The 6,824-nt window shown below is 48.4% G+C and carries 6 protein-coding genes and 1 pseudogene; 2 read left to right on the top strand and 5 right to left on the bottom strand.

The window, feature by feature from the left end; all coding sequences use genetic code 11:
• Together EOJ37_RS12260 and EOJ37_RS12255 are read left to right on the top strand one after the other, a co-directional pair.
• Positions 1-139, top strand: a pseudogene (locus tag EOJ37_RS12260) (IS5/IS1182 family transposase); the annotation flags it as partial.
• 108 nt (positions 140-247) lie between these two features.
• Complete coding sequence (locus EOJ37_RS12255) at positions 248-577, top strand: hypothetical protein (RefSeq protein ID WP_240651712.1); 330 nt, start codon at positions 248-250, stop codon at positions 575-577.
• A gap of 234 nt (positions 578-811) precedes the next feature.
• On the opposite strand, the gene EOJ37_RS12250 is transcribed toward EOJ37_RS12255, so the two are convergent.
• From EOJ37_RS12250 to EOJ37_RS12230, 5 genes are all read right to left on the bottom strand, one after another.
• The gene (locus EOJ37_RS12250; protein WP_127960192.1) at positions 812-2,005 is read right to left on the bottom strand and encodes a hypothetical protein; all 1,194 of its coding nucleotides are present in this window, start codon (positions 2,003-2,005) and stop codon (positions 812-814) included.
• Between the two features lie 142 nt (positions 2,006-2,147).
• Complete coding sequence (locus EOJ37_RS12245; protein ID WP_127960191.1) at positions 2,148-4,742, bottom strand: fimbria/pilus outer membrane usher protein; 2,595 nt, start codon at positions 4,740-4,742, stop codon at positions 2,148-2,150.
• A gap of 221 nt (positions 4,743-4,963) precedes the next feature.
• On the bottom strand, positions 4,964-5,542 hold the full coding sequence (locus EOJ37_RS12240) for a fimbrial protein (protein ID WP_127960190.1): 579 nt from the start codon (positions 5,540-5,542) through the stop codon (positions 4,964-4,966).
• A gap of 16 nt (positions 5,543-5,558) precedes the next feature.
• Entirely contained in the window at positions 5,559-6,104 is a 546-nt protein-coding gene (locus EOJ37_RS12235; RefSeq protein ID WP_127960189.1) for a fimbrial protein, read from the bottom strand.
• Positions 6,088-6,807, bottom strand: a complete 720-nt coding sequence (locus EOJ37_RS12230; protein WP_127960188.1) for a fimbrial biogenesis chaperone — start codon at positions 6,805-6,807, stop codon at positions 6,088-6,090. Before EOJ37_RS12230 ends, EOJ37_RS12235 begins: the two co-directional genes overlap by 17 nt.
• Positions 6,808-6,824 lie beyond the last annotated feature (17 nt).

The raw sequence follows: 6,824 nt of genomic DNA, 5'->3' as shown, positions 1-6,824 counted from the left end.
GGTGGTTGAACGGACACATAGCTGGCTTAATCGATATCGTCGGTTATTGGTTCGCTGGGAGAAAAAGGCTGAAAATTACGAGGCCATGTTGCATTTTGCCTGCGGACTTATTGTGTGGAATAAACTCCTATTGAGATAGGCTCTTAATGCGGGATTTGGGCGATAGAGTGAATTTTAATCATTCATGCGGTTGCCCTGCTGTGGAAGTAACTTACTCAGATCAGGTTTTATTAAAGTTCATGGTAAGATGAATAACATTCTCAAAGATTTTATAATTGTAATAGATATGGCTGGAAATAATTTAAAAATAAATGCTATAAATAAAAGACACATATCCGAGATGTCGTCATTAGGCTTCGTTTCATCCGGAGATTACATGGAAATGCAAGTTGCTAATGAAGATGAAAAAATTGATATAATAAAAAAACTAATTGATAAAAAAGCACTTTTTATGTACGGTCATGGGTGGTATCCATCCGAATTAATCGAGTATTTAAAAGATAAAGGAGTTCAATTTAAAAAGTATAGTGTTATATATTGGAGAGGAAAAGATGACTATTCTATTGAAGAGCGTTAAATGTACGCTAAGGGTCACCTAAAAGTAATAGCATGGCGAATTCACATTGATGTGGCTTGTTGCCCCTGCCCCCGCGAAGGGGGCAGGGGGGTATTTTAAAATAATCAAATGGGTTAACATCTCACCCTAACCCTCCCCTTATCAAGGGGAGGGAACTGTCTAGCTTCTTCCCTTGTGACACAGAATTATAGCAAGGCTCTCTATGCTGAATATTGGCACAGCAACTGTTTGCGATCACGGCCAACTCAACGTAACAGTGGCTCGCGCGGTACCATTGCCATAGTTCAGCGCACCATTGCTGCAAAGTGTCCAGGTCAATGGGATGCTGGTCAATCCGGCGCCAATGTTACCGATACTCACGTTAGTACCACTAAACGTGATTTTGTTGGTCACCGCACTGTTGCAACTGACAGTGGTATTGGATCTGACACCATGTACCTCAGCCAGCTCAACATTTCCGGTATCGCGTAACGATAGCGCGTAGTTGGCACGGCCTACCGTACCGGCGAATTTCAAAGTCATGGCGATGGTATTGCCGCCGGAAGAGTTGTAAATCGTGGCACACTGAATATCCAGCCCAGAGGTGAAGGAGCCAAGCACCGCTCTATCGGTACGGGTATTGTTTACTGGACCAAAATCGACGTTAGCATCCTGTAAAGCGATAGAACAATCGGTTGCCGGAACTACCCGGAAACTGGAATTGTTCACGAGAGTCAGGTAGTTTTCATTGAATACACGCCCTAAGTAGATCGAGGGTGAATTGTAAGTACCCGGAACAGCCTTCGGACCGATATAGAGCACAATGAAGGCATTAGCGATATCGGCACTACTGCCGCCAGTCTGGGTGAGGGTGGCATTTCTATCGACAGTTCGTGCTGCTAGGCACCAGTAGGAGGCGGCGGCATTCGGTTCAGTGAAATTCATTCTACCATTGCCCTGAAAGTCGCCTCTTACCGATTGGTAGATATAAGAAGTTCCATTATGCCACCAGTATCGACCAAACAGATTGCCAAAGGTAGTGACCAACAGAATGTCATTGGCGATGCGGTAACCGGAGACTGAACCATCCGACATGGTGGCAAATTTACTGGCAGGTAGGCAGGTATTCATGTTGTTAAAACCGACTCTGGGTGGGGTATCACTGAGATACGCCCCCCACGGATAGCGGCTATTATCACTGGCAACCGGAAGGTGGGTGGTTGACCGGACAGCACCGCTGACCTGGGTACTCCAGGAGGCTTTATTACCTACTGGGTAGGTACCCGCCGGGCCGGCTGAAGCGGCGTGAACCGATGATAAGGTGCAACTCAGTAGCAGAGTAGCCGCTGCCTGCAACACAAACCGTGTGCAAGTGGTGCCGAATGAAGCGGAGAGGGTGTGCGCCCTTTCCGGTTGCAATAAACCATTGGTTACTTTATTAAGTTTCATTTTATCAATACCCTATGCCATCTGTTACTGCTATCATGTTGTCGATATCTCGGTTATCGATATGGTATTGCCGCTGCTAAATCTGAGCACTACAGCGGCAACAGAGGTCATTTTTCTGTTATCCCGTTATTGGTCTTGACACTCATCGGCACTCATAAGTGACCTGGCGCATCGGACGGTCAGGTGAAGTGCTGATCGCGGCAACATTGAAATTGACTCTACATTGACGGTTGTCACTCTCTCCCCACTTAACCAGTAACTCTCCGGTAGCAGGAAGACCGGTCATATAGATCTGGCCGCTATCACCGACAATACTGCCATTCTCTTCTCCTTCAGTGGCACCAAGCAGAGAAGCGGTCGCACCGAATGGAACAAATCCTGTGCCATATTTCAGTGTCATCAACGCCTGGTAACCGACGCGGGTAGCGAACTCTGCTTTGACGACGGCGCCGTTAGTTGGGAAGACATTCACGTTGGTTTGCACCACATTGACACCTTCAGGTAGCGTACTGGGATCAAGCCCTATGCTGTTTCTGAGGTAGTTCGACAAGTGCGGGACAATGGCATAACCACGCGAATCGGTAACGGTAGTCGCACCATTGACACTGACACCGCGTGCGCCCGGAGCGTGTACCAGTGCGACAGATTCTCCCATTCCCCGCGCGAAGGTGACGCCGCCCGCGTGTACCAGAACGCTACCGCTGGCATTAAGGTTGACCGATTGGGTATTACTGCTGTAGCTATAGCCTGCGTTAATGCTTCCTTTACTGCCTTGATAACCGGCAGTCAGACTGGTGCTGGAAGGTTGCCCCTGATTACCCCAGTTCTGCGTGATACCGTAAGAGATACGGCCATCCAATGCACTGCCCATGATGCCGATCTGGTTCTGGGTTCGCCCATCGTTATCATGACTAATTGAGCCAACGGCATACGCCGATTGAAGTGCCTTGGCATAACCGAAGATACTGAATGGCACACTGATATTAAACGAGATTTGGCGGTTCTCTGGCCAATCTTTGTTCTCATCGCTGACACGATCGATGTTGTAGTTAATGCTGTAGCTGATCCCCTTCAGGCTGTTGCTATAGCTAAATGACAACCCGGTCAGTTTGCGATCATCACCCCAGAAATCATCTCGGGTGGCACGGAACGAAACCGATCCCCATTTCCCCATTTGCTGGCTGATTTGGGTTTGGAAGCTGGTGCGCCGACGTTGCAACAACCAAGGCGCGATCCCCTCTTTTAATTGATGGCCTAAGCTATTGAAGTCATGAAAACTATAAAAGTTTTCAGTTGAGTAGCGCATCGCAGTCAAGTCAAAGGTGGTGCCGGTCTCCAACATACTTTTCGAGTAGCGGAAACGGTAAGACTGACCGGATTGCGTCGATCCTTTGTCAAACTTGGCCCAAGACTGAGTAACATCAAGTGAAATCGCCCCTAGCATACCCAGCGAAACACCGCTACCCAGGCTAAGTGCTTGGTAATCATCAGAACCTAGCAGACCACCGTACAGGGTAAAGCCTTTCGGTAATCCATAAACCCCAGTACCCAGTACAAATACCGCTTTACGGGAACCATGCGTTAGGTTGCCATCATAGCGACCGGTGGTGAGTTCATACTTCCAAGCACCGGGACGTAACATGACCGGCAGCGAAGAGTAGGGCACGACAAAACGGCGCTGACTGCCATCTGATTCAGTCACAGTGACATCGTAGTCGCCCGATAACCCAGCTTGTGGCAGATCGTTAATATAGAACGGCCCAGGGGCAACGAAGGTTTCATAGATGATGTTTCCGCCCTGACGCACCGTGATGCGGGCGTTAGTATTGGCGATGCCACTGATCGCCGGGCTAAAGCCACGCAACTGCGCTGGCAACATCTGCTCATTCGATTGCAGTTTCATTCCAAGGAATGGCACGGAGTCAAAAATATCACTGCCAGTATTGCTTTGACCAACCAGCAGGCTGGAGCGAATTTTGGCGATATCACGCATCAGATAGGTGTTATTAAAATCGCTTTCAGTGCGTGTTTCATCCGGCTTGTTATTCCTGCCGCTATATTCCAACCGTGAATAAGTAAAGGTGCTACGTAACCGCCAGGGTCCTAAATTCAGTCCCGGGCGAATACTGGTAAACAGGTTTTTGGTGCGATGAGTCTCACCATTAACATCATTAGAGGTATGACCGGCACTGATGTGATAGTTTGCCATCAACGCCGGGATCCCATCCTGCCACTGACTGGGATCAATCGCACCGCGTAACTGCCGCTGCATGGCAATTTGTGGCACGCTGATATCTAAACGCAGACGCGGCAGATCAAGCTTGGTCACAGCCTGAGGGACGACGCTGGTCAAGTTATCGATCTGGCTATCTTTTGCCAGTCCTTTCAGTGACGGCACTTGATCAACGGCAACGCCAAAGCTATTTAACTGTTCTGGCGTGAAAACAGGCGCAACTTTGCCCTGGGCATTTTTCTGGAAAGTGAGAGCATAACGGCCGACGCTGCGCTGGTTGACAAAAACCCATAGGGTATATTCGCCCGGTGCTACTCCGCCCGGTTCGGCAAACGGAGAGAGGTCGATATTGATGTTTTCATCAGGCTCACCAAGAAAGCTGGGATCAAAATAGTCAGCAGCCCAGCTCGGGGAAACCGTTAATAATAAGCACCAAGCCAGCGGGTGGTAGCGGAAATAACCCCCCTGAAGCGCAGCACTCAATGAAGGGGAGTAATTTTTCATAGCACGTTACCCATCAATTTGAGGCAGTCGGTTTATTTAATGCAAAGACAGCATAAATAATTATTACTATTAATAATTTTCAGCATATAACCGCTAAGGTTACCGTTAACAACATCTATGTATTGGCGTATGTTCAATCTGAATTCTAATAAGTGATAAATACGCCAATGAACCACTGAATCAATTGGGTATTATCAATATATTGCACGTCGTATTACGCTTTATTCATAAACAAATTGGAACGTTACCGTGGCCGTGAGGGCACCACCATGTAATGTCGGCCCTGCTGTACAATTACCGCAGGATAAACGCGCTTCCAGCGTCAACGGATTGCTATATAAATCCGTGATCGGATCAGAGGCTGCCGCGAGCGCAATTTCATCCAAATTGCCTAATACGGTATTCTGCCCTTGTTGCACCAAACGAATACCATAACCTTGTGAATAGTTAGGATCGGCGCTGCTATTACGAAATAGCGGAATACCTGAAGTGATCGTCGGGCCAGTAATCCGAATCTTCGGTATCACGCCTGAAGAGGCACAGTTACTAAACGACAACACAAACAGTTGTGGATCAATACCTGCGGTACCAGCAGGGATAATCACAGTAGAAGAGACGCTACCAAACGCGATGTTTGCTCTATCTACGTTAACATCACAAGTAGCCCCCACCAGCGAGGCGGAAAAATTGACTGTCGCAGCCGCAGAACCAGCGGCCTGAGCACCGGCACTGATTGCAAGCAATATTCCTGCAGTGATGGCAGGAAAAAAGCGGCCTAACGTGGGATTTTTGTACTGCATTAGCTCTTCTCCCCGCTTAATCAAAAGCAACCGTGAATGTTAATGTGGCCTTAATTGTGCCGGCAGTGACGGTATTACTACCGGCGCGAACCAAGCCCAAAATAAAGGATTCATTCTGTGGCGTGGCTTCTGGGATCGGCGCTAGCGAGACAGGAACGTTGTTACTGATCGCCTGTGCTTCATCATAAAAATTGCCAATATTGATGCCACCGATATCACGACGCACCATAAAACCAGCCCCGTTGGCTGCCGAATCAGCATCGCGAAAAATAGTTTGGCTGGCATAAGGTGCATTACCACTCACGGTCAGTTTCGGTGTGGTGGCACTGGTACAGTTCACGGTAGCAATTAATGGCCGGATCGCCACCGCACTGCTGGCCGGGAAGGCGGTATTGCGATGAAATCCGAAATCGATAGTGCTGTCAGAAAGCTGGATTTCACAGGTGCCATCAAAAATATTGGCAGAAAAATCAACATTTACTGACTCTGCCGCCCACAACTGCCCACCTGTTAGCCAAGCTGAGACAAGCAGCACAGCAGTGGGTTTAGCGTACCGAACCATTGAACACCTCCACGGCACCAAAGTCGTTGATTGCTTTCCACTCAACCCTGCCTTGACGTGGTGCTTTGGCATAAATTTGTTGAGCAAACGGGGCAATCATCGCTTCACCTTTAGCGATATTCAGGGGGACTGTCACGCCGCCGATACGCAGGCTAGAGAGAGTAATATAGTAAGGGCTAGGATTACTGACTCTTAGACCTTGCGAAGTGTTGGAAAACTGTAGCATCCCCATTGCTTGCCGCTGCGCAACAGGCAGCCCAGATGGACGATAAAACAGTTTCACTATTGCTGCAGTGGCCACTTTCAGTGTGCCACCGACAGCGGGAATCTGTGTTGGGTCTTGGCGTGATCCTGCCGGCATGGCAATCGCGCGGAAGTAATAAAGTGACTCGCGATCTTTCGGTAGGTCACTTGGCTTTTTCATAATCAACACCTGATTAGTGCTACCCGGTTCTAAACGAAATAACGAAGGGGTAGTGACAAAAGGTGTCTTGTTGTCATTGCCAGGTACATCACGTGTAATTTGCGCTTTCACCAAATAAGGCTGAGGCGAAGTTTGGGCACTGGTAACACCGATACCCTGACCGCGTGCCTCATTACTGGCATGAAAAATGATGCGAGTGCTATCAATAGAAATCCCCGCCAGCGCCGAGGAGGTTCCGATGATAAACAAACTCAGTGCAATCCTTATCTTCTGTTTCATGTTTTAAATGCTCACAT

Origin of the sequence: Serratia microhaemolytica (assembly GCF_004011885.1) — a bacterium.
GTDB lineage: Bacteria > Pseudomonadota > Gammaproteobacteria > Enterobacterales > Enterobacteriaceae > Serratia_G > Serratia_G microhaemolytica.
This window is presented reverse-complemented; position numbering and strand designations above follow the sequence as displayed.